Genomic DNA, 25,590 nt, shown 5'->3' with positions numbered 1-25,590 from the left:
AATCAGAAATGCAAACCAATTATTCGCCAGACCGAATTTGTCGGATGCCGACCCGTTGCCGCTTCGCGTATTCTTTGGCTTGAGCCTGCTGGGTCGCATAGGCCCGCATTAGTTCGACCTCCTCGGGCGAGAGCTTGTCGAGATCCTCAGGCTTGACGTAGAAGCTCGAATACTGGCTCAGGTTTGGCTGCTCGCCAAGGATCTCATTGAGGGCGTTTCTGGTGTCAATCGCCCGCTGTTTGTCCACGTCAACGTCGGTCACTCGCACGCCGGTTCCTAGGTTGATGAGCTTCTGGCCCCAGGTCTTCCGGGGGTCAGTCAGCTTGTCGGCGGACGTGAAGAACCGGGTTAACGGCGAGTTACTCATGATCTGCCCGAGCAACTGCGGGTTGTCGTCGCCGAACAAACGGCCGATCGCGCTGGCCGTCTGCGGAGCCTGCAAATCGCTCAACTTACGCTGGGTGTGGAACTGCGTATTGAAGAGCTGCTCCAAGGGAGCCTTGATCAGCGGGTTCAACTGGCCCATGTAATCGAGAGCCGTCCTCTTCACGTCTGGTAGGCCGTTCTTGAAGTGGATCTTCTCGAACGCCTCCTCAGCAGGCAGGCCCAACTTGCTCACAAATTGACGCTTGCCATCCACCTCAGGGCCGGTCGGAATCGAGACTCCGCTATCGAGGTACGCGGGGACGTAGGGCCGCTCTTCACCCGGAGTCGGCTGGCGGAATGGCTTGTACTGCGCGTTGATGACGCCGGGCGTGTGGACTGCCGTGTCGAGCTGCAGGGGCAGATTTCGTCGCGCAAACGTGTAGAACGGCATCGCTCGACGCATCACATTTTTCTCGAAGCCGGTGAGGGCGTCGTAGTCGAAGTGAAGCTTGTTGACAGCGTCAGCCGCGAACTCAGGAGAGGCACCGCCCTCGACCTGTTTGAGCCACTGAGAACCCCGGAAGAAGTCCTCGATATTCGTGCCTGCCATTCGGCCCGCCTTCACTGCCGGGAGTGTGTCCGCCGCCGCGCCGCCAACCCCCTTGATTCCGAGGTTCTCAGCGAATGACTGGCCCCACTTGCGGCTAGGGTCAAGTAAGCCCTTCACGGAGCCGCCGATCGCTCGGCCCGTGGCACCCAAGGAGCCGAGCAAGCCTTGGTTGATCACGAGATCAGCGGTATCGGCGGCAAGGTTTCCGTGCGCCCCGACACGATCAGAACCGGGCACGCTAGGAGTGAATCGCTTGCCGCTATCGATCGCCTGTTTGGCGTTCCCGGCGATCTCCTCGTTCATGCCGTGCCCGCCAAAAATGTTTCCGCTTCCGTACTGCATGCGGCGAATCGCCTCGATCTGCTGGTCGGGAGCGAGGCCGGCGAGAGACGGGTGGACGCCAGACAGGTCCGCTTTTCCTCGTCCCGTCATCACTTTTAATTGACGGAGGTACTGCGGGATTCCGACGCCTTCGCGTGCATTATTTGTCGCGGCGGTCATCGCGTTCCGCACGTGAGCCGGGATCCAGATCGGGTAGGCGAGGGCCTTGAAAGCGTTCGTTGCTGAATCAAACGCGCCGAGCGACGACTTGATTTGCTCGGGGGCCGTCCACTTACCGTAGGCTTTTGTGATCTGCTCGGCGTGCTCCGGAGTGACCCCGAATTGGGCCACCTGCTTACGAAGTTTTCGGGTTCCGCCCATCAGGTACGGGTCGACCTTGCCGACACCATGCGGAGCCAAACCCCGGAACAGGTTGACAAGCGCCCCCTCTATCGGGGTGCCCGCAACCTTGTCGGCTGGCGTGGTCCGGAGCCCAAGCTTTCGCGCCAGAACGTCGAGCGAAACCAGGGAGTCGCCGGCCGTTTTCCGTCTCGCGTTCTCGGCCAATATGCCGGTCGCAGCCTTCGCGTTCGCGATCGTGTTCGCGTGCTGCATGCCGCGCTGCGTAAAGTCGGAAGTGAGGTCAGGCGAGAAGAATGGCTTTCCCTGAATGGCGTCAGTGGTCGCGGTTGCAGATTGTGATCGGTAGGCGGGATTAGCGACAGCAAGCCGTTCGGCGAGCGCAGCGGCCTTGTCTCCGAACTGCTGTTCGATATTAGGAGTGAGCTGTCCGCCGCCTCGGGTCAGGTCGTCGATCATGTCGACTTTGATCGCGTTGGCAGTCGCCGCCTTCCGTTTCGGGACTCCCGCGAAGCGATCAAACCAGTCGTTCAGTCGGTTAGTTCCGCCAGGGATGTCGCGAAAAATCTCGTCGCGGCCGATATTTGCTCCGCTCGTCAGGGGCAACATATTGCTCGGGTTGCCACCGACTTGGAGGTTGGCCGGGTTCTCGGGAAACGCGGAACGGTGAACGTATTTCGCGTAGTCATCCGAAACATCCTTGAGGCCGGCACCAGCCGCACGAGCCTCAGCGAGTTGCGTTCCGTGGACGCTGCGGACATGCGCCGCAGCCGTCTTGGTGGCTGCAGTTAAAGCCGGATCGAAGCTATGCGGAACCTCTTCAGCGACCGCCCTGGCGGCATCATTAATAGCCCGCTCCGTGTGACCGCCTGCTGACACGAGCGGATCAAGCTCACGGATCAGGCCGAAACGTTCGTCACGCCCACGCTGTTTCAGCGTTTGCAGGGCAGGATCAAGGTACTTCGCCGCGCCCTTCTGGGTGATCTTGTCGACCGCCCCATGACGGGTGCTATCGAACAGCGAGCCAACCGCACGGCCGACCGGGTTCCCGAACTTCAGGTAATCGCCAGCCGTATCGAGGGCACCAGCGATATTTTGGGCGGTCTTGCCAGTCCCGAACGCAGTGCTGGGACCAAACGGAACGCCGATGCGGACGAGTCCTGAGAGGGGTTGATTCGCTTGGAGTGACCCAAGACCCGCTTTCGTCACCGCGTCAGCCGACTCCTGGCTGGCGAGCCGCCGGCCGAGATCGCCCATGTGCTGCAAGTCAGATGCAGTGCTGCCTGCCGCCTTTAAAGTAGGCTCAACGCCGTGAAAACCTTCGAGCATCTGCCGGCCCGTCCAGCCCCTCAGTGCTCCGGTTTTCTGGACCGCCTTTCCGGCCCCTGTCATCGCACTCTTCGCACCAAACGTCATGTACGTGAGCGGGTCGGTTGCGATGTCCGCCGCCAATCCGGCCCCCCACGCGCCCCAGCCCTTGTCATTCTTGCTGGTGAGCCCTGCCAAGTTTGTGAGGTCGCGGCCCGTCGTCTTGTCCGATTCGCCGGTGATGCCGAGCGAGTCCGAGAACGGGATCAGGTTCTTGAGCGCCGAAACCCCCTTGCCAGCCAGAGCACCACGAACCGCCTGCCCTGGCTTGTCGAGCGTGCCAAGTACATACGAGAGCCCGCTGGCTCCGGTGTCCAGGGCTTTCTGGCCGACCGACTTGAACTCCTCGGGTTTAAGCGGCTGCCTATAGGCTGCCGCCTGAGAGGATGAGCCACGCCTGCCACTCAGGCCGAATTCATTCGGCCCAAATGGGTCGCTGCCGCTGAACGGGTTGATGTCGAGATCCAGTCCAGCCATCTCACCTCTCCTCGGCGGGGAGCATGTTTCGCCCCATAAGTGCTGCTAGAATTGTACCATACAACTTTGAGTTCAAGTGCGATGATCCAGAGCTGTCATCGTTATTGATTTGTTTTCCAGAATCTAACGGCAGCTTCGCCCCGAACTGGTCGTATTGCGCCGGGCCTACATCATTAAATGCGGCCAAAATATCGTCGACGTTCGCCTGGTCGTACGAGAGCGGTGGCGTCAGTTTGGCGGTAGGCCCGGTCAGCGAATGAGCTATCGGCGTATGGCTAGCGCCAATGCCACCAGACAACCTGCGTTCTAAATCGGAAACCGAAGGCCAACCGCCGCCTACAGGGGTGTGCGATTGATTCAAGGCATCGATCATACTGAACGCAGTAGGAACCTCTTGCGACGATAACTTGCCGCCGTTCACGAAGCCGCTGACGCCCGGCAATCGGGTTGGACCTTGATCGGGAAGGTGCCCGTAGGTCGATAGAAAGTCGCGAAGGATCTTCTGGTCGGCGAAGATCGAAGCGAGATCCGTGCTGCCGACTGCCGCGACACCCTGGCCTTTCGATCCAGTGGCGATCCCACGCTCTAACGCTTCGCGAACAGCGTCGGTGCCACCCATTCTTGCCGCCTCAGACAAGGCTTCTGGCGTTGCCGGCGATGGAGAATAGCGACGAATAGGAGGCACACCCTGTCCGAACGAATTCACCATGCCGCCGTCGTGCCCAAGAGCGTTACCCTCGGCGGTGGTCGCGACGTTGTATCGGTGAAAATCCCACGGATTCAGGTTCGAGTGCTGCCTACGGATCGAGGCGGCAAGATCATCCCCGAGCCCGAGAGCAGACTTCTCTAGACTATAAAGAGCACGACTGGTTGGGTTCCGTAAACTCAGCGATCCTGCGGGATTGCCGGACTGATTGAGGCGATAGAGTAGGTCGCGAACCTTATCCTCGTCCTCCATTACGGGATTCACCCTAGGAAGATGCTCAACGATCCACGGCTGTATGTTCCTGGAGGAATCTCCGGGAATTTCGATAGACCGGAAAGGCTGAAGGATCTCTTGGATGTCCGCCCGGCCGGCGCTTCCGAAGTCCGAGACGTTTGGTGAAACCCGTATAACGTGACCCTGTGGCGACTTTAAGGCAATCGCCTCGGCCCCGTTTCCAAGAAACTTCGTACCCTCAGGAATCTCGTTGGCAATCTTCTCTAACCCAGGATGATCTTCGAGGCTCCTCGCTATCCACCGCCAATTGTCTTTGTGTCCCGAGATCGCATCAGCAAGCTTATCCCTGCCTCCAGGATACTGCGGCCCAGCCCACGCCGCTGCGTTGCGAACCTCGTCAGAAATGTCGGTTCGATCCGCCCAAGGTAGGTGTTTCAATAGCGAGTCGTTAACATGAAGGGAACCAGCCTCGTCTCCGACGAATGAGCCGAGCTTTTTAGCGCCAGCTCCAACGTGATCTAAGAGGTCGAGCCCTGTAACCGCTTTCGCTCCCTGGGTTATCCCTTTGGCGAGCGTAGGAGCAGCCCGGAACGCCCCGACACCCGACGCCAGGCTGAGCGGCGATGCGATCGTGTCAGCCAAAAACCCGGCCGCGTGCGACCCTAACGAATCGTCTCCCTTACGGGTGAGCCCGTAAGCGTCCGTGAGGTCGCGACCTGTAGTCTTATCTTTTTCGTTTGTCAGACCCATTGAGTCAGAAAAAGGCACGAACGACATGAGTTCGCGGGGCTTCCCGGCGAGCGCACCACGAAGGGCACGGCCACCTGTCACTTTATCTAGAGCCTCGCCAGCCGCTCCGACGGCTCCGAGTGTCGTGCTGAGTAGGTCGCTCATCGGATAGCCCCGCGATCATGTTCCAGTGTGAAACCTGTCATTTGTCAGTCTGACAAATCACTGCGTCAGACCCTGAGCCAACAGAACGGCGTTGATCGCGGCGACCTTCGCCTTCAGTTCAGTGCAGTAATCGAGTAGCTCGACCACCGTTGGAGTAGCCGCGTCGGCGACCGTTACTGTTCCATTCGCCGTGGGCAGAACCCCCGTGGTTGCGGTCACAGTGATAGCGGCGACCGCTGCGGAGGGCGCGGTCGGTGTTCCATTCGCCGCTGCGTCGACCGCGGTGACCAGTTCGACCGCGCCAGCCTTATCCGCGAGTGCGATGCCAAGCAGGTTTCTGAGTCGTGACGAGAGAGCCATCGTGAGAGTCCTTAAAGGCCAGCCATCATGCCCGTGCCGCCGAAGGGGTCGGGATCGACCCCGGAACTTCCGACGCCAGGACCACCGCCCACGCCGTTCTGGCCGAGCGCGAGGATTTGGAGGAGTTGCTGAAGACCCATGTTCGGGTCGCCGGTGCCCATGCCCTGGAAGCCTTGATCGGGCTCACCGGGAGCCACGCCGTAGGGGTCGCCACCGCCAGACAGAGCAGAGTGCAGGGCTTGAAGGAGGCCGCTGTCACCCATCGAGGGATCGCCGTCCATCGATGGCATCGAACCGCCGACCGGAAGACCCTCAGGTCCAACCGGCGGCCCCTGAGGCGGTGGCTGGGCGAACGGATCAGGCCCGAGCCCGGTCATCATGGCGGCTTGCGGGTCCATGCCTTGCCCTGGCTTGGGGCCACCCGGAGACATCATTCCCGTTGGAGGTGGGCCTCCCATCCCCCCAAAGGGGTCCATTCCTGGAGGTCCGCCCATGCCGGGAGGGCCAGGAGGAGGGGTGCCGCCGCCTCTGAACGGGTCAGGAGGCCCGCTGGGGCCTTTCGGCTTCGGAGGTCCGGATGATTTCTGAGGTGGGAACATGACTGCAACTCCTCACTTATCTACCAAAAAAAAGGGATCAGTATCCGCTGTACTCAAAACCAGGCGGTGGCTTGATTCCGAACTGCTCCAGCAACCCCTGTTGGGCCGTCCGGTCGTTGAAGTGCTGCGGCCATCCGAATCCGGTGCCAGCGGAATGTCCGGTTCCCGCCGCATCAAACAACCCCTGAGTCATCGCCGCAACCAAGCCAGCAGGCCGAGTTAAGAACGAAGGAGCCACAAAAGAATTGGGATCGGGCGGGATATAAGTATCCTCATTCCAGTTGTTGTTCTTGTTGCTGTAGTGGGCGTTGATCCAGTTTTGCAGATCGGCACGTGCAGGATGATTAGGGTCTTGGACTCCAGGTGTGGCCGCAAGTCTATTTACCCGATCAAACAGGTTGTCCTGTACCCCAGGCTCAAGATTGGCTTCCTGATTGCCTCCGTTCATCGCGTCGACCACCGAAGGGTCGATTTTTTTCAAAACCGCCAAGGCCCTCAGTCGGTCCGGATCAGCGTTAAGGGCATCAAGCTGTCCGATTTGGTCGGTCGCATTGACTTTAGCGACACTCTCGTCATGAGCTTGAAGAGCTTTCGCCCAATCCGCGTCACTGCCAACCAGTTGGCTCGCGGGAACCCCGTCAATGAGGGTTCTCCCGTTCATATTTCTAGCGTCCCTGGCTAATCTGCGATAATGCTGAAGTCCTTCGACAAGCGTCTCCCTGGCCAAGTCTCGGTTGCCACCAGGTTGACTCTGGCCATCAAGCTGAACTCCTGGTCGCGTATTGATTGATGGACTGCCGACCCCGCGATACGTAGCTGTCGAAGGGTTGACTCCGATCGGGGCGGACGTTGCTGAAGTTGGGCTTGGGGCGATCGAGCTTTGCCCGGATTGCGGCTGTCCAGCCCCCATAAATCCAGGGACTTCGACGCGAATCGGTTGTGCCCCTTCGTGCGTTCCGTCGCCGGGTTGCGTAGGCCGAACGCCAACCGGAGGCAATGGGGGCGTGTTCTGGATCTCTCGGAGTTGCGCCGGGGTTCGAGCACCCATAAGCTGACCGCCTTCGACGACAAACTTGCTTGGGTCGCCGCCGCCCCGCGACACATCTGCTCTCGCCCAATCCGGGAGTTGGGATCCACTAGGGCTTGATTCCGTCTTTGCCTGTGGAGAGGCCGATACAGAGCCAGGCATAGTGAGACTCTTGACCGCGTTTGCTCCAGCCGTCACTGCGGACCCAATCGCGGAGCCTGCCGCAGAGAACATGCTTCCGATTCCTGGCTGTCCGGCCGGGCCAGAGCGGAACAGGTTGGGAGCGCTTCCGGGCGCAGTCGAAGCAACTGGAGTCTGGATTCCAACCTTGGGAGCGGAAGCAGTCGGACCTCCTCCGAAGAACCCGCCGATCGCGGCATTCATGCCGCCGTTCCTCGAAGGAACCGAAGGGATATTAGGCATAACCGACTTCACGTCGTTTGCAATCAGGTCAACGTTTGACTGAGCCTTAGGCTTGAAGGGGTCCATCGAAGCGCTCCGTTACAGGGCTGATCCGACCATCGAGAAGACCGCATTAAGAACACCAACCTGGCGGGTCACGTTATTCCGCTCGACGTCGTTTAAGACCTGCTCCTGCTGAATAAACTGTTCCGAAACCGCCTTTTGACCCTGATACACGGCTTCGGCATTCACCTTTGCAGCCTCGATCTTGATCTGGCTTGAGGCTGTCAGCGTGGCCCGCAAGTTCTGGCCGGCAAGCCCTACTCGAAGGGCCGCGAGAATCGGCGAACTGGACGAGAACCCACGGCCAGCCATGTCGCCAGTCAACTTGCGAATCTCAGAGGCCACACGGGCATCACCCTTGGCAGCCGCCGCGTTGACCTGCTCCTGGATTTGAGCGGGACTAAGGACGCCTCCTGTCGAGATAAAAGGAAGGCGTGTCGCCGCCACTGTATTCGCAACCGGACCAACGGTTGCGGCGAACCCGATCCCTTGCGACTTAACGTCTCCGGCAGCCATGACTCTCGCCTCCGTTAGACGCTGTTAATAATGCTCTGGATCAATGGGAGAACCGCCTGAAACTTCGACTCGGCGAACGCTAACCTGGTCGCGAGCCGGGCGGACTCAGCAGACTCATGAAACTTGAGGCCCTCAAGATCCCTGTCTGCCTTATACTTGACACCAGCCAGGTCGTTCGCGGACACCGATACGCGAGCCGTCGAGTCGATGCTGGCCGCAGAAATCGTCGCATTCGCCGAAGTGGACGCGACCGATGTTCGGGCGCCCGCATCGATCTGAGCCGACGTGGTCGCAGCGGAAGCCTGAGTGGACGCGACCGAGGTTTGGGCCGCTGCTTGAGTCGACGCGGCAGCAGTTGTCGCATTAGCTTGCGCTTGCGCGGCAGCAACATGGGCTGCCGCTTGTTCCGCAGCGGCAGCAGTATTTGAGGCCGCTTGAACAGTCGCCGCGTTAACAGTCGCCTGAGCGTGGCTGTTGGCCGCTTCCACGGTTGCTTGAGCTTGAGTATTAGCTGACTCAGTCTGGGCACTCGCCTGTGTGTTGGCAACCTCGGTTTGGGCGTTCGCCTGTGTGTTGGCAACCTCGGTTTGGGCTTGAGCGTGCGTGGTTGCGACATCCCTCTGTGCGTCAGCAACCGACTTAGCCGAATCAGTTTGAGCTTGGGCCTGCGTTGTCGCCGACTCGATCTGGGCGTTCGCCTGGGTTGTCGTCGCCGTCGTATGTGCTGTTGCTTGTATAGTAGAGGATTGGACCTGCGCATTTGCGGCGGTAGTCGACGCCTGAGAAGCCGCAGCATACCGAGAAGCAGCTTCGATTTGGGCTATTGAAATTGCTGCGGCCAGTTCGTCTGACGCCATTTGTACGCCTCCAAAAAGGGTTCCTTAAAAGAGCCTACCCAATATCGCGGCCAGTACCAGGATCGAAACCATAATGAGCAGCGATCAAGGCAATCAGCGACTCCGCAGTAAGGTCGCTAGTCGTCCCTTCTATACTCACCGGATTAGGATCGGAACCCGACCAATTAAACGCGGAGACCGAGTGCTCCATCGAACTCAATGTGGCCGCGAAATGGACTGTCGTATCCGTGACCATGTACCCATTAATATCGTTGTTGCGAGTGGTTGTGAGACCTGCCGCCTGCGCCTCCGCCAACTGGCGAACCGTTGGCGGACCCGATCCACTGGCGGATGTGTCAAGCACGGCATCGATGTTCACGATGCAATAATTGAAGTCGTCGGGGTACGGCGCTTCAGTGACGTCCCAATACTGATCACCCGGATTATGGATCACGATGCCCGAGAACGTGAATTCGTAGGCCGGAACGATCTCCTTGACCGCGTCCAGATTTGTCGAGTAAAGCATCGCTCGGTAGCCGCGAAACTTCGGGATCGCGTCCTTGACCCGTTCCACCGAATTGCGATGCGCCGTGTCGGATGTGAGGTCTCCGAACGCAAATTTAACCAACCTGATGAACCCGGCCGTGTCCTCGATAATCGACCCCGCAAAGATGTGTAAAAAATCGCTGCCGAGGTATCCTGCGTTCGTTCCGAACGGACCCGAGCCGAGCGTAGGCGCCGAGAGATGCGGGAAATTACTGGACATCACGTACCCTCCGGTCCCCGTGTTGTCCGTGTCGAGCCAATCCACGACTTTAACCCACGTTCGGCCCGCCCGGATCGACTCGATGTGACTCTTCGCAGCCGCAAATGCCTCCTTCAGTCGTTCTCGCTCTGCCGCCTCGGGATGGGCGGCCCCGTGCGGCCCGTAGCCCTCGCCGGTCACGACGTAGCCGCAACCAGCGTTGTCGTAACGGTGAATCCCTAAACCGTAGCGTCGTTCCAGGAATGTGAAGTTATAGGCGTTGTTCCAGTATGGAAGACTGTATCCCAGCCAAACCACCTGGGGAACTCGCAGCAATGTACCAGCCAATGGCCATTCGCGCGGCGGCGTATAACGCCTGACAATATCTTCGGTTGGGATAGTTCCTGGTTGCCCTGGCCATTCGACGTCGTCGCCCATCCGCAGCCCGTAGCCAGGGGCGGCGTTCGGATCTTGACCGGGCCCCCAGTAGGTCCGTACGCGCGATTCGAGAAAGTCTGACCGCCGTAACGGGAACCCGGTCGCCGTGTTACCGTCCCAAGGCGGGTCACCCCCCGCAATCCGGGGGAGCATATTCTTCCGATTTGCACTCATGTTCAATCCATCCAAACAGTAGGTTGAGCGAAATAAATATCGTTGCCGTCGCTGTCAGAAAACTGAAAGATCCCGAACAACCACGTATTTGGGTCGATCTGCTCGTCAGGATCAATCGTTGGTATTTCTACAGAGACAGAGGGTGACTGCGGATCGCCGTTTGGTCCATTTGGATACAGGTTTACTTGATAAGTTTTTCCTGTTCCGGACTTAACCTTTCCAATAAAAACAGTTGTTCCGCCACCGCCGATCGGCCGAGCGTCAGGCGCATCCGGAATCTCGAATCCGGGAGGCTTGTAAATCTCCTGTTTGATCGGATCATAAGTCTGAGGTGGCTGTTGAAATTTCGGCGGCTCCGGTCCAGTAATCTCGGCTAGAGAAGGGAACTGAACCGGCGATAGGAACTGGTAAGGTGCCGGGATTACTTGCGGCGGCAATGGCTGCGCCACGTCCGTCATCTTGGGGAGCGGTGGCTGTGGAGGAAGCGGCGCTTGAACCGGAAGCGTCGAATGAGAAAGTGTTACGGGAGGGACAACTCGACCGTTTAAGTCGTTTTCTTGGGGCGGTGTCATTGGGCGAATTGGCCCGGAAGACCGATCGGGTTTCGTGGCCTCAGTAGGCAGTACCGACGGCAATGGCGTTGGCCTTGCCCTGAGCGTGGTTCTCGTGGCCGGAATAGGATTATCGGTGCGGTTCGCCGGCTTCAGCGAGTCTTGGTTCGGCTCCGACTTCGTCGCAGGCGTAACGGACGGCTGGGTATCTGGCCCTTTTCGTGTGAACATCGCGTACAGTTCTTCTGAGAACTGCGTGAGGTTCTTCCAGGGGCGAAGAAGGCTTTGCGGATTATTAAGCTCGAACATCGATTAAACCTCCACCCCAAGTAGCACTACTTGGGACACGCGAACAGGCTCGCCGCTCTGGACTCCTGAAAGCTCAACCGCAACAAAATGATACCCGAAGGAATAGACGTCGCCGTGCCCGGCGAGACGCTGTCTTGCCCATCCATAGGTCGCATTGAGCTCCACGGTAATAAAAGGTTCGCCCTCGATCGTCCGAACACCGTCTTGCTTGATCGTGCGGCCCCAGGTATTCGGCATCAGAGAGTGGTCAAAGTAAAGCTGGATGTCCAGCGTGGAAGGTTCAATCAAGGGCCTGAATACCACTTCAACGTCTCGGTTTTTTTCGTCCTCGTCCTCGATGTAGCGGAACCACCCAGACCTCCACTGCCAAGACACGCCGCCGATCTGATAGACGCTAGTCTCGTCGGGAACCACGTCCCAAGGCTGAGAAATCTCGATCTCGGTGGCCGTGTTGGCAGCAACGATTCGATGCTGGCCTCGGCCAAGACCTTCCACGATCGAGATCGGTCCACCTTCTAGGGCCTCGAATTCGGCGGACGAGTCCACAATGGTCGTCTCGGTGGCTGATGTCGGATTGCCCCGGAGAGTGCCGGTCCCGGAGACCCCGTCATAGGAGCCTTCCGACAAGCAAACGATCCGCCGAGCGTCAGTTCCAGCCAGGCTTCGCCGCGCCCCGATTGTCGCGCTCGTCGAGGCGGTCATCGCCGTTGGGTACTGCTCGATCCACCATCGGTCAGTTCGGTAGTTATAGCTGATCGCGTGGTACGGCAAGTCGAATCCGGACATCGTCACGAACCAGCGAATCGTATCCCGAACCGGGTCGTGGGCGGCATGCCAGAGGGACTGATCCGAATCCCAATCCACCTGGACGGTAGTTGTGCCGTCGCTCTGGAAAAGGTTCTGAATCGACATCGAGATGGGCTCGCTTTCCTGCCCGTCAAACTTATGAATGCCGATCTCGTCAAGAAAGAACATGCCAACTTCCGTGGCGACGTAGGTCCGATTATTGAGGCTGCCGCGTTGCGCAGACAGGAACACGACACCATCGGCGGGATCGGCCTGGAAGGTGAAGCGGTGGATGTGCCGGCGCTCGATCACGTAGAGATACTGTCCGAGCGAGACTAGGCCAGTGATTTGATCGTTACATTCGGGGATGGCGAAAGCGTTATAGGCGGGCCAAGACTCCGGAGTGCCCGGTTCGGAATAGTAAACGAGTCGCCGCTCTCCGGGTTCGGGCTTGATCGAGTAGAGCGCGTAAGGCCGAGGAGCATCTTGGAACAACGTGGTCAATTCGAGCGTCTGCGTTTCCTCGTCAACCGATTCAATCTGATAGGACACGGTCGACCCGCCGATGTAGATCAGCCGACCCGCGAAGCAAGACCTCCAGTTTGTCCCGACCCCAACGACATGGGTGTTGTTGAACGAAGTCTCAACGTGCCCGTCCGTATAATCTACGTCAGACGCGGCAAAAATTCGGCCCTTGTGCGAGCAGATCACAGCCTTGTGGCTTGGAGGCAACCCGTTACTGTTCGCGAATGGCAGATCGCTCTCGCCGTAGTTTAACGGAACGCCTTCGCCTGAAGAGAGAACCTCGTCCTGGGTTGCCGAGGAGAACACGGTAGATGCTAAGTCGGTCGTGTCGATGTCCACATAGAGAGTGTCGGCGTTCCCGGCGAGGTTACGAAGGATCTGCCGCCGCACAACCTTGCCTTCGGTTGGGATCGGCACCGCTCCGTAGAACACAGTGGCGACCCCAAGAGTCCAATGCCCACCCTGTTCGTACATACCGTCCGTAACAGTAAGAGACTGGACTGTCAAAGTGTCTTTGTCGGCAACGACAACCGTCCTTAAGCCGTTGACGAGCGACAACCCCTCGACGTCGGCGATCAGCAAGGTCTCCGTTCCGGTGAGCCCGTGGTTGCTTGACTTGATCGTGACGACGCCAGTAGACCTGTCGTAGTCAACGTCCTCAATCAAGCCGTCTACCCCTGCGTCCATCGCGTTCGACACAGGAGAGAGATCTGAGACATTACCGAGAGCGTCGATGAACCGCTGGTAGGCGATAAGTCGGCCGGTAATCAGCCCGTAGCCGGTTCCACCTAGTTCCAGTGCGGTCGCCGGAGAAGAAACGCCAGCGGGATCCGCACGCACCGAGAGGCCGTTCCAGGCCAACATCGGGTCGATCCCGTTTGCCAACAACAGGAGGCCACCAGGGGTCTCCGCGTAGGAGAACGGGTATTTACCCGAAATCCGGTTCGCCAACACCGTTTGAACGCCGAGTCCTCGTTCACCAGCCATGATCGCCTCGCATCTTAAGAGTGTGGTAGACCGCCACCAGGAGGCAGGGTCAAAGTGGTTCGTCGCCAAGGGAATTCGACGCTCGCGAAGGCGAAGCTTGCTAGGGCCAAACGGTTTTCTGCGAGTTCTCCGGTCGTGATGGCCGTGGTCGAAGCGAAAAACTCGGCGGTACTTGAAGCGTCAAGCTGATAGAAGTTGTTCGATCCAGGTAGCGACTGGAGCGAGAAAGCCGTAGCCGCTCCCGCGTAAACGTCTCTTGTTTGACTAGAGGTAGCCGCCATCACGAAGCCGCTCGACGCCGAAGCGTTCATTTCCAGCACACTTGAGGCGGCCGACCCCAAGGCGAAGTTGCTCGCTGCTGATACGTTGTGGATCGCGTAATTGAGGCACGACGCGGCTGGCGACATCCGGAAACTGTTCGCCGCGGAGACTCGGTAGACGTGTAGGTGTTTCAGTGCCAGAGTGTCAAAGAGCTTGAATGAGTTGGACGCCGAAACGTAGATCGGCCCCTTCGTCGATGTGTTCGTTGAGAGGGCGAAGCTGTTGGAAGCCGAAACCCGGATCGGACTCGTATAGCTGCCGGTTGTTCCCACAAGAATGATCGAGTTGCGAGCCGCGACAAAGTATTCCATCGGGGATCTCGCAGTCGACTTGAATGAAACGTTATTGAACGCGGAAACCGCATAAGTGAATCCGCCGCCTAATGCAATCTGAGCCTTGAGGTTGACCCTGTTTGAAGCCGACGCAAACCTGTCGGCTGACCCCATAATCGACGGGCTAATCATTAAGAAATTGGCGGCGGAAACGCGATAGACGCCTTGCTCGCCAAGGATATCGAGAACAAAAGATGACGCTGCGTCAACAAGGTAGACTGTTGGGGCGAGAGCGCGAGAATATAGGCTAAAGATACTCCCTGCGACCGATTTGAATTCTGTGTTGTATGACAGGGAGGACGAGAGAGCCATAGAATTCGACGAGGCGATCCTATATGCACATCGAGCCGATGATCCAACAAAGAGATCGATGGAGTTCTCTGCACTCGCAAACACCCCGGAAGGCTCCGAGGAGATGGCGTCGAGAATAAAATAGCTTGAGGCGGATACGTAAATATACGATGGGCCTAAGATTTCAGGGTGGCCACCTAATAGGAGTTTTCCGAGCGAGGATCCCAGCTTGCCGAGTGATCCAATGGAAGGCATTTAATCCTCGCTTCCATCAGGTGAGTTCAAAGCTGGAACAAAGTATGCCGCAATCTCCTCCGCTGGACCCACAAGCTGCCCAAAATCCAACCGCGTCGGCCGTAAAATGCGTCGTGCGCGATACCGAAAAGATTCGATGAAAATTGTATCCATCTAATGAAATATAATAATTACGATTGGTTCCGTCGTCCTCAAGCCGATACCAGTTTACGACAGTCCCAGGGTTATAAGTGAGAAAATAATCGTTTGTTCCCGAGTAGCTTGTGGAAGTGTCCCAATAGTAGCCACGCCACTGGCCTGGGTTATCGAAGTGAGTAGCGATCCCGCTAACTGCACCGTTTGAAGATTTGCAGAAGCATGGACCCGCTGAACTACTACCACCAAAGACGTAGGTAGCAAGTCGAAAGGTCGCCTTCCAAGGCGGCGATGGAACCGATACGACAAGGATGCGCATATCTACGGCACCTGGACCAACAAACGGCGTCCGCAGATAAACTCCATTAGGATTGTCTACGGCGGTCCCGGCACCCTGATTAATCCAGGTAAAATCGGCGACACGAGGGCGGACGAACGGGGCTGAGATCGGGGGGCCGGCGATCAAGGCCGACACGTCAACCTTCTTATTTGTGGGATCGTCGTTAAGATTCCAGGTAACACCGCCGCCGTCAACGAAATTCAGCTCACGGCGTGCCGACACGTTAGTCCCGTTAAGCGACTGGCGAGACAAACCAAGCAGGGCATCCCGAGTGAGCGGGTTACTCACTGTGGCTCCATCCGTATGGCTCGCGGCCGTAGTCCCTTCGACGCCTCTCACGACTGTCCAAACCGCTCCGCTTACAGTCGTGACAAGCAGAAGTTCGTCGTCGATAAGCGCACGAAACTGTCCGGAAGTCGGGAAGCCTATAGATGAAGCCACAGTCAACGAGGTTGTCGAACCGTTTATGTTTCCAACAAGAACAGTAGTCTGTTGGTTCGAGTAGTTCTCTTGAGCCATCTCAGTTGTCCTATAAAAAAGACGGAGAACCCGATCGGATCTCCGTCTTGCTGGTGTTCCTGGGACGAGTCACGAGGACGATGTGGCCCCAACTGTGTAGGTTACTTTAAGCGTGTCGCCGCTGCTAACCGACTTCGTTCCTCCTGAGAACGAGGCGGTAGCGAAGAGGGTTCCAGTGGTACCGCCCTTTGTGTTGTTCGAGCAAAGAGCCACGCCTTTGATCGTCAACGCCGTCGAGTTTGTCATACTGAAGTCAACGGTGCTGGCGTTGACAACAGCTCCACCAGAAGGAGCTCCGGGAGTCCAAGCCGGCCGAGTAGACTGGCTGTAGTTGGCACCGCCAGCTTCAGACCATCCGGCGTGGGACGCCATCGTGTCTGATGCGCTGTATCCCGTCCATCCAGCGTTATCAATCAGAAGCAGATACCAGTCGGTAATCTGGGTCTGAGCTTGCAGGTAAACGCCGAGTACGCTGGCAATACCCGAGTCGGTTACGCCGTTTTTTAGGTCGTCGATCCATTTCCGCTCGCCATCCGGGCCGATACACTCGACGACGAAGAACCCGCCGACCGAGAAGCTGGCGGGAGCTAAGTTGGAGAAATCGAGATGGATTCCTTGAGGAACCTCTTCGCCGAACCCGCGATCCACGTAGGCGTCGGCGGCGATACCGACACTCATTCCAGAGCCAACGATATCCATTGGATTACCCTCACAGCCGGGGATTCCTCCCCTGCAAAATCAATCCGCTTGTCAGTTGGGCCACCACGTATCGAGCTTCGGGCCGATCGTAGGCGTACAAGCTGATGACTCTGCCTCCCGGATCTCCACCAGGGATAACCGTGAAGGTGTCGCTTGCGCTCCCAGAAAACGCTCCCGACTGATACGAGTACGTCACGGTATATGTACCCAAGGAATAGTTGATCCCAAGGAACACACCCAACGCGAAAGCAGTGGAATTGCCGTTCATGGCAAGCTTGAGGGAAGCCACTACACTGTCGTCCGCATCGGTGATCACAGCGGTCGGTGCTGTGATCGGGGAAGCGGGGTCGCCGTTGGCGTCCACGACGGCCAGGCCGATCGTCACTGTCTGACCTTGCTGATATCGACCGAGGTTCATCGTGGACCGCCTCTCAGTTGGTGTCGAAGTGGACAACCGCGTAGCCGAGCCGGACCCGCAGTTCGCCGGGCCTTTGACTCATTGCGTTGATCTGAGTGACCGCGACACCCGGCGGAATGTCGTGGGGGTCAAGGTTTGGCGAGTAGCCAGGGAAGTCCTTGATGACGACCCGGCCCGACTGACTATGAGGGTCCGATTGCCGTGCCATCGCTGGTTTCCTCGGGAGGTTCGGGCATCTCCATCCAGTGCGTCACGGAAGGGCCTCCGAGATGCACGTCCGCGTACATGTAGCTCCATGTCGCCAGCGGAACGCCGTTCGGATGACAGGCGTGCGATTTGGGATTACAGATACAATCTGTGTAGCGACCGATTCCTTTGCGCCAGACATCAACCTTTCTGGGAGGGTCAATCGGAAGCCTGTCTTTCACGGAAATCCACATAAATCACCTCAGAAGGGAATCCACTCGTCGCCGCATTTTTGCGAGCAGACCCAGGAATCTGCGCCCTTTCGCCACGACCTGTATCGCTTGCCGCAATGGGCGCACTTCGGGATGACTGTCAATAGGTGTCGGATCTTCCAGGGCCACGCAAAAAACCAGTCGAGCTGGCCGCGATCGAAGAATCCCTCGTAGATATCTACCCCGCATCTCTCGCAGTAACCGTGTTCGTTGGAGGTGCAACCAAACAGGTCACACCTCCAACGCTTCCAGTCGATCTTTGGGACTCTCATTCGTTCCTCGCGATTGCGGCGTTCGCCCAAAACACGACCTCTTCGAGCTTCGTCAGGGCGAGAGAAAGCTCTCGGGATGGCGGACAATGGTCGACGAGCCTCGCTGCCAAGGTAAGAGCGTGGGCGCGATTCCGTTCGTACCGTTGCGCCTGATCTTTCTTCGGAGCGTGGTGAAGGAATCGGTTTTCGAGTTCCTCGATAGATCCTTGTGGAAACTTAGGCACGGTACACCTCATGGTTCATCTGGACCTATTGGCATGTCACGGAGGCGACGACGAATCGTCCCCGTGTCGCCTACCGACCGACCCATGAAGGAGCGGCTGTCGGCGGCTTTCGCTTCGTTGAGGGCGACGAGATACTGCTTCGCCGCCGATGGCTTGTCCTTAAGAGTTCGATTCATGCCAAGGTGCATCTCGACGCCCCGGTGGTAGGCGTTTAGCATCGCACCCGGCTCGACGTCGATCGAATCGCTGATCACATACCCCACCGCCGTATAGCTCGCGTCGAGCGGATCTTGAAGCGCGACCGAAGTCGGAGACACATACGATGCGACGATCGACTCGAAGGCAGATTGCGGATCGGCAGGTCCGGCCATGATCAGCGAGAGCGGCGGCTTGGCGGTCGCCGAGATTCTGATGACTGATCCCACGTGCTTGGGCGAGAACACCGTCCCTATCCCCGTCACGACGTTTCTGCCTTGGGTGACGGTAATCTTGCCTGTCGCCTCCCGCATCGTCAGCAGGGGCCGAGGACGACGCTTGTATATGAAATCAATCGACTTCGCCTCGGAAGGCCAAGGGAAGACCCGCATGACCAGACGACCAGGATAGGCTCGATCTCCGGTGATCGTGAAGAAGCTCGGTTCCCCCTGTGAGATCACGTAGCGGGTGTCGAACAGCCACTCTCGCGGGTGCCGATAGCACATGCTCGCGAAGTTCCGCTCATAAAGCGCCTGGTCTTGAGCGACGTAGTCGTCGGGCAGCAGGTACGTGTCCCGGTAGATCATGAACCGCGTGCCAGCCGGGAGATCGTCGCCTGGATTCAGAGTGTCAGTGAGCGTAACCACGGTCGCACTCTTCCGCTCTTCGACGCGGTATGCGGCCTCGCCGATCCGAAGGAATCCGTTCGACGCCCAATCGGGCCAGATAGCCCCAGAGAGCGTTACCATCCGGTCGTAAGTCCCGCCGGAATGCGTGTACGTGATGGTTGCTTCGTCCGTGTCGCCAGTGAACGCAGCAGAGGTCACGATCCGGCCCTGCGTGTACAGGTAGGTCCAGTTGTGCACGTTTACCAAATCGCGGTACTGCTCCAGGGCCGCACGGATGCAGTCCCGCTTAACCTGATCACTCGGGTTGCCACCGAGGTAGTCGATGCCGTGGTCAATGATGTCTTGAAACGTTGTGTAAGAGATGGTCATCGACGGCTCCGGTGCATTCCGAGGAGTTGCTCAATGGTCCCTAGGACCAGCGGCGAGAGCATTGTTAGAAAGTAGATGGCCCATGCGGCAGTCAACGCCTGCCAGAGAGCCGTCTGCACGTATGGGCCAAGCATGGTTCAGTCCTGAACAAGAAGAGGATGGTCGTCAACGGCCCCGGTTCGGAGCTTGTATACCTCGTCGCGAACCGCTTCTGCATCGGCGAACGGGTTCGATTCGAGGATGTCATTGACCTCGTCCGCGATGATGTCGTCGGCGATCGGCATGTCACTGCCGGGGTCTACCTCGTGTGCTTTATGGGTAACATACCCATCAACGGTCAGGTTCTTTTCGCGTGCGATCCGGAGAACGTCGCCCCGGTCGCCCACCCACGCGGTCGGGTCGCCAGGGAAAGAGGCCAACCCGGAGCAGTACCATTTGCCGGAGGTGGAGACTCCGGCTGCCTCAGCCTGCTGTCGTAGCCAGGCCCCGCGTGGATCGCATTCGCCGGTGGATTGCCCGCTGAACTTGCCCTCGTTGAAGATGGCATCGGTCTTTATCCCTGGGAACGAGCGGAGCGCGAGCATCTCGGCCATGTTGTGCGACTCGCCAGCCTTCCGCATTCGCCAGTAGGCTACCTGCTGGTCGAAGTTGTCGCTGATCTTGTTCCTGTGGGAATCTAAAGAGACGAATACGATCCTTTCCCAGTCTTGGAACGGTTTGATCGGGAAGCTCGCGACTTTATATGCGGCGTGTGAGAACGCCTCGTCGTGCGTCTTTCCTGCAAGCCGAGCGCCTGCGTAGTGGCTTTGGCCGCGAGCGTTTTCCGTGATGACCGGGAATTCGATTAGCTCAAGCGGCACGTCGTCGTTGACGAAGCGGGCACCGTCTCGATCAAGGCGTCCATCGGGCAGGATCACGGCGATTTGCGGAGTCATCAGTGGTGTCCTATGGATTGTTCAGACTGACAAATTGGAAATCACACGGCCTGTTGTTGATCGCCAGACCCACCCTCTTCGCCGGGAGCCGCGTGAGGAGCCGGCGGCGGCAACGGCTGGGAGAGTTGGTAACGAGCGGGATCGAGGTCGAGGCTCTTGGCGAAATCGCTCAAGAGGTTGTTGAGCGGGGACATGTCCATCGTTTGCTGGCTGTATGTCTGGAGAAGCGGAGCCAGACTGGTGAACGCGGTGTTCATCGTCTGGATTTCAAGCTCCTTGTTCGGCCGTTGCGTGCTGCCGGCCTCGATGCGATATTCAAGCTGGCGTGATGCCTTGTTGATGTCGCGGGTCGACACGAACTGGCCCCAAGCCCATGCCGCCATGCCGCCGAGAACCGGCTGGACGTCCTGGGGGATCAGGTGGTAGCGGGCGCACATCGCCTCCTTGAGAGCCACCCGAGCCATCCACGCGACGACACACTTACGCATGTCATCAGGGCGCACATTCATGTTGGCGTTGCGAAGCTGGGCTTCTTGGGCACTACGGATCTGCGTAGCACCCTGTTGGCCGTACATAAGTTCGGTGAGGCCGACCCTCTTGTCGAAGTTCGACTCGACAGCCTCGATCATCTTCCAGATATCGCCGTTGACCTCGGGATGCTGGAGGAACTGAACGAGTTCGGCGATTGATCCGTGGCCCGAATCAAGCTCCAGGAACGTAAGATCCTTGCCTTCGAGAATGTTCGTCTTGATCTCCTCGCCGGCCGACTTCATGATCGCGATGAAATCACGCGTCGTGTTACGGACCTTGCCCATTAAGAACGACATGCACCAGTTGAGGAACTTAAGTTCACCCATGCCGGCCTTGAGATGCGGCATCGGCCAAGTGCTGTTGGGAATCTTGTGGAAGTCCAGCTCGGTGACTGGCCACTCGTCGGCCCCCCAGAACGGGGTAGGCCAGGCGACCTTAGCGAAGACGGCGTTGGGGTCCGAGGCGAACGCTGGATCGTTGGTAGAATCAGGGCTGAGGTTAAGCGGATACGGGATACCATCGGCGACCACCAGATAGACGTAATCGCCGAACATCTCCAGGGGCTCACGGAGAGACTTCGTAAGACCTTGAAGTCGTCCGCCGATGCCCATCTTGGAGTAGATTTTGTAGTAGACGAGAAGGTCGTTTGTGAACCCGCGTTTGCGGTCGTACTCCTGGTCTTCGTCAGTCGCGATGTCCGCCTGTTTGGCTTGGCTCTCCATGTTGCCTTTGATTGAGCCGGGACGAAGTCCGCAGTCTCGCTCAACCTGCCAGACCGGGTGGATACACTTGCGAGCGATCCACGTCGCATCCTTGAATCCTTGGGCATCGGGGTCGCAAAACAGGTGATCGACGCTATCGAAGCTGGACTTCGGCACCTTCATGTCGGTGCCTGGCGGCGAGTAAAGCTCGGTCCAGAGACAGCCTCGCCCCTTAATCAGAGCCTCGTCGATAGCTTGTCGCGACTCTTGTTCAAGCTGAAACTCGGCCGGAGTCCAGTTGAGGTAGGACTCGATCAAGACGGAGGTGAGCCCCTCGGTTTGGACGCGAAGGTTCTCCTCCTGCAAGATTGACTGGTAGAGCAACACATTCCCGCCAAAGAACTGCGGCGGTACGATAACCGGCATGCGCGGCTTGACGGTCCTGACAGGGTTCTCGTAGTAGAGGGCGGGGCCGAAGATTGTGACGAACTCGAAAGTCTTGTTCACGGAGACTTGAAAGGTTGTGTCGATCATGTCGTCGCGGCGATTCAGCCCCGACACACCCCCCATCACGTCCTCCCACGATCGAGGGCCGTTAAAAAAAGACATACACTCGTTGGCCGCGTCCTGGAACACCTTGCGCTTGTGATCCCTGGCGTGGATGATTTTCGTCATCCAGTGGTTCACGATCGTTCGCAGGACGGGGTCGATCTCGTCCTCTTGGTAACGGCCATCCATCGGAGGTGCCCTCGATCAGCGGAGGTAAGAGGCGAGGATCACGGAAGCTTCCTGGGCAAGCGGCTGAACGTTGCCGTCCAGTCCAGGGATCTTGCTCGCGGCGAGCGCGCGGATCAGCTTGGTTTCGTCGGTGTAATCCCAGACTCCGGAATCAGCGTTGATGCCGTGCTGTTTATTCCAGGGGTCGCCAACGTGACGGACGCCGTCTTTAGGGACGCCGACACGCGACTCGGGCGGGAAGAGCATCACGCTGATTGCGTGTCGCCCAACCTGGGTGACGATGGCCGGATACGCATCGCCACCGGGTGCGTTCCGCCACAACACGACGGCGGGAGGCCGGGGCGAGACGTACTTCGGAGGCTCGGCTGCGACTCCAGGTGCCGGCTTGGCAGTCTTCTCGGAAGGCATGTGAATGGTCCTTTGGATTCAGACAGAAGGCAAAGCTTGGCGTAGCCACGCCCTGTTCAGGCCGGGTCAATTTCAAGTTATTAGCCGATTTTCACGGCACCCGCCTGTAAGCCTTTTTATGGAAAAGCGAGGTCAGGACTTCGACTTCTCTGCCACCACCGCGCCAAGGCTGTCCGTGGGCGGCGTGACCGAGATCACGCCGCGACAATAGGGACAAGCCACCGTGAACGGTCGAGCCGGGACGCGACGCGGGCACGAGTTTCCGGGGCACGACGAGGCAGGGGAGGGGGCCGGCGTGAACGGGGGAGCGGGCGGCTGGACCGGAGGATGTGTCTGCTTCGGATACAGAGCCAAAACCGCAACTAAGGCCAGTAGGCCGAAAACCACGAGAAGCACGCGGTCAATTTGCTTGGGTTCCACGGCTGAGACTCCGCTGGGCTAGGATATAGAGACGTTAGGCGTCTCGTATATCTACCCAACTTTGTAGGAGCCGCCGCCGTAGAGCTTTTGGTCCCGGTGTTTCGCCCTGAGCTTTTTTTGCTCCAAGTAGAGTGTCGTGTACCCCTTGGTCGCTTTACGTTGCCGGGGTTTGACGTACTTGAGGTTCGCCATGAAGGCGTATCTCAGGCAGTCGCAGGCGTGGTCGTTCAGCTTGATCGGCTCGTCAGTGACGACGCCGCTCGGGAGCTTCTTGTAGGAGTACCGCTCCATCTCCCAGAGAAGCTTGTGGCACTTGTCGCGGAAGACCAGCAGTTCAGACTTGCCATCGATAATGTGGAGCGCGTTCTGGACGGCCTGAATCCCGCCTTTAACATCATCTGAGGCCCACTGGAACGATGTGCCACCGCGCTCGAACTTGAAGCCCTCTTCCTTTAAAGCTTTAGTGTACTGATTCTCGGCGGATTCGCCCGAGCCGATGTCTGTGATCCGTCCGCCGCGATGGTCGATGATCCCGATTTCGATTGGCCTGCCGTTGACGCGTTTCACGAACTCCTTGGCGAAAATTTTTGCATTGCACTTCTGGATATACAGCATGTCATAAACGATTTTTTGCCCGGCGAATTGGGAGTTTCGCGGCGGGATTGCGAAGAACAGCACGGCACAGACCTGGCGTCCAGGGTCGACGATCGCATAGCTCGTCCAATCTTCGGGGACCGGGAACGAGTCGATTCCGTGGACGCCCTTTGGAGTGAAGTCGCCATAGACGCGGGTTCCGTACAAGGCGAAATCACCCTCGATACGCACCTTGTATTCAGCCTCGTTGTTTGCGTACTTCTTCTTTAGGGCATCCTTCGCGTGCTCGGCGATAAACGGGTTAGTGTCAATCCCGAACAGAAACACGTCGATTGTGAGAGGTTCCGGTGTCTCGCCCCGCTCCAGTGACGCTTCACGCCCCTCCCGCTCCTCAATCGCGCGAGAGTAAAGCTCAAAGAGTTGAGCGGTGCCTGATTGCGGGGTAGCTGACCAAATGAATTTGCCCGATTTCACCTTGCCAGTGGTCGAGTTCTTTTCGCGGCGGTCTGCGAGACGGGCGGACATTTCGGCGTACCAGCCATCCCGCTCCAACTCCTCGTCGAACGCAACGCCGTCGACATCGACACCCTGCGGCCACTCAGAACCGGACGAGTAAAACCAAAGCTCCCAGCCATTCTTGAGCCTGACCGTCTTAGGAATAAGGTCTTTTTTGTTCTCCCAACTGGTTGCCTCCACGAACCTGGGAGGAATCAGAGGGGGAGCCTTCCGCGCATCCTCGATCCGATCCGAGTCGGTCTCGGGGTTGAACGTTCGCCACTTCCCGGTTGCAAGATCCTTGATAACCTTGAACGCACCTGGAAGGAAAAGCTTCCGGTAAAAGACTTTAGCGCATTTCGACAGATCGATTGCCACTAATATGAAAACGCCGTCTCGCTTCGGATACTTATCATAAGGGTCTTGCCCGGTCACAGCCCTGGCGATCTCGACCATCGTCGTTGTCGTTTTACCGCCACGGTTGCCGCCGATCGCCAGCCGCTCGTCGCAGTCCGACGCGAAGAACCGTTCCTGCTCAGGGAGCGGATTGAACAGCTTGAGCGCCTCTCTGGAGCGTGCCGCGATCTCATAGAGGACGCCCTTGAATTCTTCGTTCTCCAGGACGCTAAGCCGAGTCGGATCGATCTCAGCCTTGGGTGCCTCAGCGATCGGCGGGAGAGTACGCTCGTAGGCTTCTGGGTCCGTGAGACGGAGGATGTCTTCAGGGGTCAACGGCGATGGAAGTGGCGGCACGGAGCCGACCGTTGTCCTGCGGCCCCTTCCTCGCTTTGGGCTGTCAGGCGGCGGGGGGAGCGGTGCCATTGCTGCCTCCCGATAGTTGGCCATTGCTGCCGGCCGAGAGTCGGTCGACGTATGTCATAGCCAGCGAATCGAGTTCGGCATCGTCCATGTCGGAAGGCTTAATGTTCTTGCCGATCTCGTGCGTCGTGTTGGTTAACACGAGCCGCTGGATCATTTCGAGGATACGCTGGCGAGTCATGCCGCCGACCTGCGCCTTCTGGAACTCGTTGTGCAAGTCCAGGGCAAGCTGTCGGGTTCCACCCCAAACCTCAATGAGATCCGTCAACAGAGCTTCCGAGTCCGCCGAGGCTTTACGCTCCCCGAGCGCCCTCGCAAGACCCTTCGGCATCTCAGCTCTCTGTTTGGACGTAGGTTTCTTGGCCATGACTCACCTCCTGCTATGATCATAGCCAAGACAATTCGCATACCGGCGGACGTGTCAGGGTTGGGATGCGTCATGTCGCGAGTTCATGTCGCGATGATGCTCGCGTTCCCGAGCGATTCTCTCCTGCTTGATCCGGAATCCCTTTGCTGTCCATTGGTTAGATTGCGTCTGACCGCGGTCGATTTCTTGCTTCTGTTCGCGAATCAATTGACGCAACTCTTTGCTTCGCATCATGATACGTCCTTTCTCGTCCGGTCATGTCTTAAATCGTCCGGTCTTTTCCGGTTTCCCGTCTCACACACCATCGCTTCGCTCGGGTCCGCTTCGCTCCCTCCCATCCGGTCGGGCAGTTCGGAAGGTGATGGCGTAGTGGTCCCATCCCCCCCTATATAGTCCCCTTCCCGTCGCATCAGCCACTACTGATTTATACGGGGACCGTGTGGCGTTGGCCGAAGCACGTTGCCACCGAGG

22 protein-coding genes are annotated in these 25,590 nt (G+C 58.3%); all 22 read right to left on the bottom strand.

Features of this window, described 5'->3' with window-relative positions:
- Positions 1-19 precede the first annotated feature (19 nt).
- Complete coding sequence (locus BUS42_RS20640; RefSeq protein ID WP_074309314.1) at positions 20-3,502, bottom strand: hypothetical protein; 3,483 nt, start codon at positions 3,500-3,502, stop codon at positions 20-22.
- A gap of 1 nt (position 3,503) precedes the next feature.
- The gene (locus BUS42_RS20635; protein ID WP_074309312.1) at positions 3,504-5,336 is read right to left on the bottom strand and encodes a hypothetical protein; all 1,833 of its coding nucleotides are present in this window, start codon (positions 5,334-5,336) and stop codon (positions 3,504-3,506) included.
- Between the two features lie 57 nt (positions 5,337-5,393).
- A complete protein-coding gene (locus tag BUS42_RS20630) occupies positions 5,394-5,696 on the bottom strand; it encodes a hypothetical protein (RefSeq protein ID WP_074309310.1) in 303 nt (100 codons plus the stop codon).
- 11 nt (positions 5,697-5,707) lie between these two features.
- Entirely contained in the window at positions 5,708-6,094 is a 387-nt protein-coding gene (locus BUS42_RS20625) for a hypothetical protein (protein WP_074309308.1), read from the bottom strand.
- A 238-nt stretch (positions 6,095-6,332) separates the two neighbouring features.
- Positions 6,333-6,956 (bottom strand): hypothetical protein, encoded by a 624-nt coding sequence (locus BUS42_RS20620; RefSeq protein ID WP_074309306.1) that lies wholly within the window; start codon positions 6,954-6,956, stop codon positions 6,333-6,335.
- Between the two features lie 867 nt (positions 6,957-7,823).
- Positions 7,824-8,303, bottom strand: coding sequence for a hypothetical protein (locus BUS42_RS20615; protein ID WP_074309304.1), 480 nt, complete (start codon positions 8,301-8,303; stop codon positions 7,824-7,826).
- A gap of 14 nt (positions 8,304-8,317) precedes the next feature.
- The gene (locus BUS42_RS20610; protein ID WP_074309303.1) at positions 8,318-9,160 is read right to left on the bottom strand and encodes a hypothetical protein; all 843 of its coding nucleotides are present in this window, start codon (positions 9,158-9,160) and stop codon (positions 8,318-8,320) included.
- 34 nt (positions 9,161-9,194) lie between these two features.
- On the bottom strand, positions 9,195-10,322 hold the full coding sequence (locus tag BUS42_RS20605) for a hypothetical protein (RefSeq protein WP_143206412.1): 1,128 nt from the start codon (positions 10,320-10,322) through the stop codon (positions 9,195-9,197).
- A gap of 176 nt (positions 10,323-10,498) precedes the next feature.
- The gene (locus tag BUS42_RS42905; RefSeq protein WP_143206411.1) at positions 10,499-11,356 is read right to left on the bottom strand and encodes a hypothetical protein; all 858 of its coding nucleotides are present in this window, start codon (positions 11,354-11,356) and stop codon (positions 10,499-10,501) included.
- Between the two features lie 3 nt (positions 11,357-11,359).
- Positions 11,360-13,654, bottom strand: coding sequence for a hypothetical protein (locus BUS42_RS20600; protein WP_074309299.1), 2,295 nt, complete (start codon positions 13,652-13,654; stop codon positions 11,360-11,362).
- A 14-nt stretch (positions 13,655-13,668) separates the two neighbouring features.
- Entirely contained in the window at positions 13,669-14,853 is a 1,185-nt protein-coding gene (locus BUS42_RS20595) for a hypothetical protein (RefSeq protein WP_143206410.1), read from the bottom strand.
- Positions 14,854-14,869: 16 nt separating this feature from the next.
- On the bottom strand, positions 14,870-15,847 hold the full coding sequence (locus BUS42_RS42900; protein ID WP_143206409.1) for a hypothetical protein: 978 nt from the start codon (positions 15,845-15,847) through the stop codon (positions 14,870-14,872).
- A gap of 69 nt (positions 15,848-15,916) precedes the next feature.
- Complete coding sequence (locus BUS42_RS20590; RefSeq protein ID WP_074309296.1) at positions 15,917-16,546, bottom strand: hypothetical protein; 630 nt, start codon at positions 16,544-16,546, stop codon at positions 15,917-15,919.
- 10 nt (positions 16,547-16,556) lie between these two features.
- Positions 16,557-16,964 carry a hypothetical protein gene (locus BUS42_RS20585; protein ID WP_074309295.1) on the bottom strand — a complete coding sequence of 136 codons (408 nt, stop codon included), beginning with the start codon at positions 16,962-16,964 and terminating at the stop codon, positions 16,557-16,559.
- A 13-nt stretch (positions 16,965-16,977) separates the two neighbouring features.
- Entirely contained in the window at positions 16,978-17,172 is a 195-nt protein-coding gene (locus BUS42_RS20580; protein ID WP_074309293.1) for a hypothetical protein, read from the bottom strand.
- Complete coding sequence (locus tag BUS42_RS46575) at positions 17,147-17,404, bottom strand: DUF551 domain-containing protein (protein WP_074309291.1); 258 nt, start codon at positions 17,402-17,404, stop codon at positions 17,147-17,149. Before BUS42_RS46575 ends, BUS42_RS20580 begins: the two co-directional genes overlap by 26 nt.
- 522 nt (positions 17,405-17,926) lie before the next feature.
- Entirely contained in the window at positions 17,927-19,111 is a 1,185-nt protein-coding gene (locus BUS42_RS20565; protein WP_074309288.1) for a hypothetical protein, read from the bottom strand.
- 137 nt (positions 19,112-19,248) lie between these two features.
- Positions 19,249-20,046, bottom strand: coding sequence for a hypothetical protein (locus tag BUS42_RS20560; protein ID WP_074309286.1), 798 nt, complete (start codon positions 20,044-20,046; stop codon positions 19,249-19,251).
- A gap of 41 nt (positions 20,047-20,087) precedes the next feature.
- The gene (locus BUS42_RS20555) at positions 20,088-22,016 is read right to left on the bottom strand and encodes a hypothetical protein (protein WP_074309285.1); all 1,929 of its coding nucleotides are present in this window, start codon (positions 22,014-22,016) and stop codon (positions 20,088-20,090) included.
- Between the two features lie 15 nt (positions 22,017-22,031).
- Entirely contained in the window at positions 22,032-22,424 is a 393-nt protein-coding gene (locus tag BUS42_RS20550) for a hypothetical protein (RefSeq protein ID WP_074309283.1), read from the bottom strand.
- A gap of 471 nt (positions 22,425-22,895) precedes the next feature.
- The gene (locus BUS42_RS20545) at positions 22,896-24,755 is read right to left on the bottom strand and encodes a hypothetical protein (protein WP_159452266.1); all 1,860 of its coding nucleotides are present in this window, start codon (positions 24,753-24,755) and stop codon (positions 22,896-22,898) included.
- The gene (locus BUS42_RS20540; protein WP_143206407.1) at positions 24,730-25,083 is read right to left on the bottom strand and encodes a hypothetical protein; all 354 of its coding nucleotides are present in this window, start codon (positions 25,081-25,083) and stop codon (positions 24,730-24,732) included. Before BUS42_RS20540 ends, BUS42_RS20545 begins: the two co-directional genes overlap by 26 nt.
- Positions 25,084-25,590 lie beyond the last annotated feature (507 nt).

Source organism: Singulisphaera sp. GP187 (assembly GCF_900129635.1).
Classification (GTDB): domain Bacteria; phylum Planctomycetota; class Planctomycetia; order Isosphaerales; family Isosphaeraceae; genus Singulisphaera.
This window is presented reverse-complemented; position numbering and strand designations above follow the sequence as displayed.

Excerpts from the sequence above, each read along its gene's own strand:
- BUS42_RS42905 (WP_143206411.1), bottom strand. The coding sequence starts at position 11,356 with ATGTTCGAGCTTAATAATCCGCAAAGCCTTCTTCGCCCCTGGAAGAAC.
- BUS42_RS20600 (WP_074309299.1), bottom strand. The coding sequence starts at position 13,654 with ATGGCTGGTGAACGAGGACTCGGCGTTCAAACGGTGTTGGCGAACCGG.
- BUS42_RS20560 (WP_074309286.1), bottom strand. The coding sequence starts at position 20,046 with ATGACTCCGCAAATCGCCGTGATCCTGCCCGATGGACGCCTTGATCGA.
- BUS42_RS20590 (WP_074309296.1), bottom strand. The coding sequence starts at position 16,546 with ATGGATATCGTTGGCTCTGGAATGAGTGTCGGTATCGCCGCCGACGCC.
- BUS42_RS20585 (WP_074309295.1), bottom strand. The coding sequence starts at position 16,964 with ATGAACCTCGGTCGATATCAGCAAGGTCAGACAGTGACGATCGGCCTG.
- BUS42_RS20615 (WP_074309304.1), bottom strand. The coding sequence starts at position 8,303 with ATGGCTGCCGGAGACGTTAAGTCGCAAGGGATCGGGTTCGCCGCAACC.
- BUS42_RS20635 (WP_074309312.1), bottom strand. The coding sequence starts at position 5,336 with ATGAGCGACCTACTCAGCACGACACTCGGAGCCGTCGGAGCGGCTGGC.
- BUS42_RS20610 (WP_074309303.1), bottom strand. The coding sequence starts at position 9,160 with ATGGCGTCAGACGAACTGGCCGCAGCAATTTCAATAGCCCAAATCGAA.
- BUS42_RS46575 (WP_074309291.1), bottom strand. The coding sequence starts at position 17,404 with ATGTGGATTTCCGTGAAAGACAGGCTTCCGATTGACCCTCCCAGAAAG.
- BUS42_RS20630 (WP_074309310.1), bottom strand. The coding sequence starts at position 5,696 with ATGGCTCTCTCGTCACGACTCAGAAACCTGCTTGGCATCGCACTCGCG.
- BUS42_RS20640 (WP_074309314.1), bottom strand. The coding sequence starts at position 3,502 with ATGGCTGGACTGGATCTCGACATCAACCCGTTCAGCGGCAGCGACCCA.
- BUS42_RS20550 (WP_074309283.1), bottom strand. The coding sequence starts at position 22,424 with ATGCCTTCCGAGAAGACTGCCAAGCCGGCACCTGGAGTCGCAGCCGAG.
- BUS42_RS20580 (WP_074309293.1), bottom strand. The coding sequence starts at position 17,172 with ATGGCACGGCAATCGGACCCTCATAGTCAGTCGGGCCGGGTCGTCATC.
- BUS42_RS20605 (WP_143206412.1), bottom strand. The coding sequence starts at position 10,322 with ATGGGCGACGACGTCGAATGGCCAGGGCAACCAGGAACTATCCCAACC.
- BUS42_RS20620 (WP_074309306.1), bottom strand. The coding sequence starts at position 6,956 with ATGAACGGGAGAACCCTCATTGACGGGGTTCCCGCGAGCCAACTGGTT.
- BUS42_RS20540 (WP_143206407.1), bottom strand. The coding sequence starts at position 25,083 with ATGCCGAAGGGTCTTGCGAGGGCGCTCGGGGAGCGTAAAGCCTCGGCG.
- BUS42_RS20555 (WP_074309285.1), bottom strand. The coding sequence starts at position 22,016 with ATGGATGGCCGTTACCAAGAGGACGAGATCGACCCCGTCCTGCGAACG.
- BUS42_RS20545 (WP_159452266.1), bottom strand. The coding sequence starts at position 24,755 with ATGGCACCGCTCCCCCCGCCGCCTGACAGCCCAAAGCGAGGAAGGGGC.
- BUS42_RS42900 (WP_143206409.1), bottom strand. The coding sequence starts at position 15,847 with ATGGCTCAAGAGAACTACTCGAACCAACAGACTACTGTTCTTGTTGGA.
- BUS42_RS20625 (WP_074309308.1), bottom strand. The coding sequence starts at position 6,094 with ATGGACCCGCAAGCCGCCATGATGACCGGGCTCGGGCCTGATCCGTTC.
- BUS42_RS20565 (WP_074309288.1), bottom strand. The coding sequence starts at position 19,111 with ATGACCATCTCTTACACAACGTTTCAAGACATCATTGACCACGGCATC.
- BUS42_RS20595 (WP_143206410.1), bottom strand. The coding sequence starts at position 14,853 with ATGCCTTCCATTGGATCACTCGGCAAGCTGGGATCCTCGCTCGGAAAA.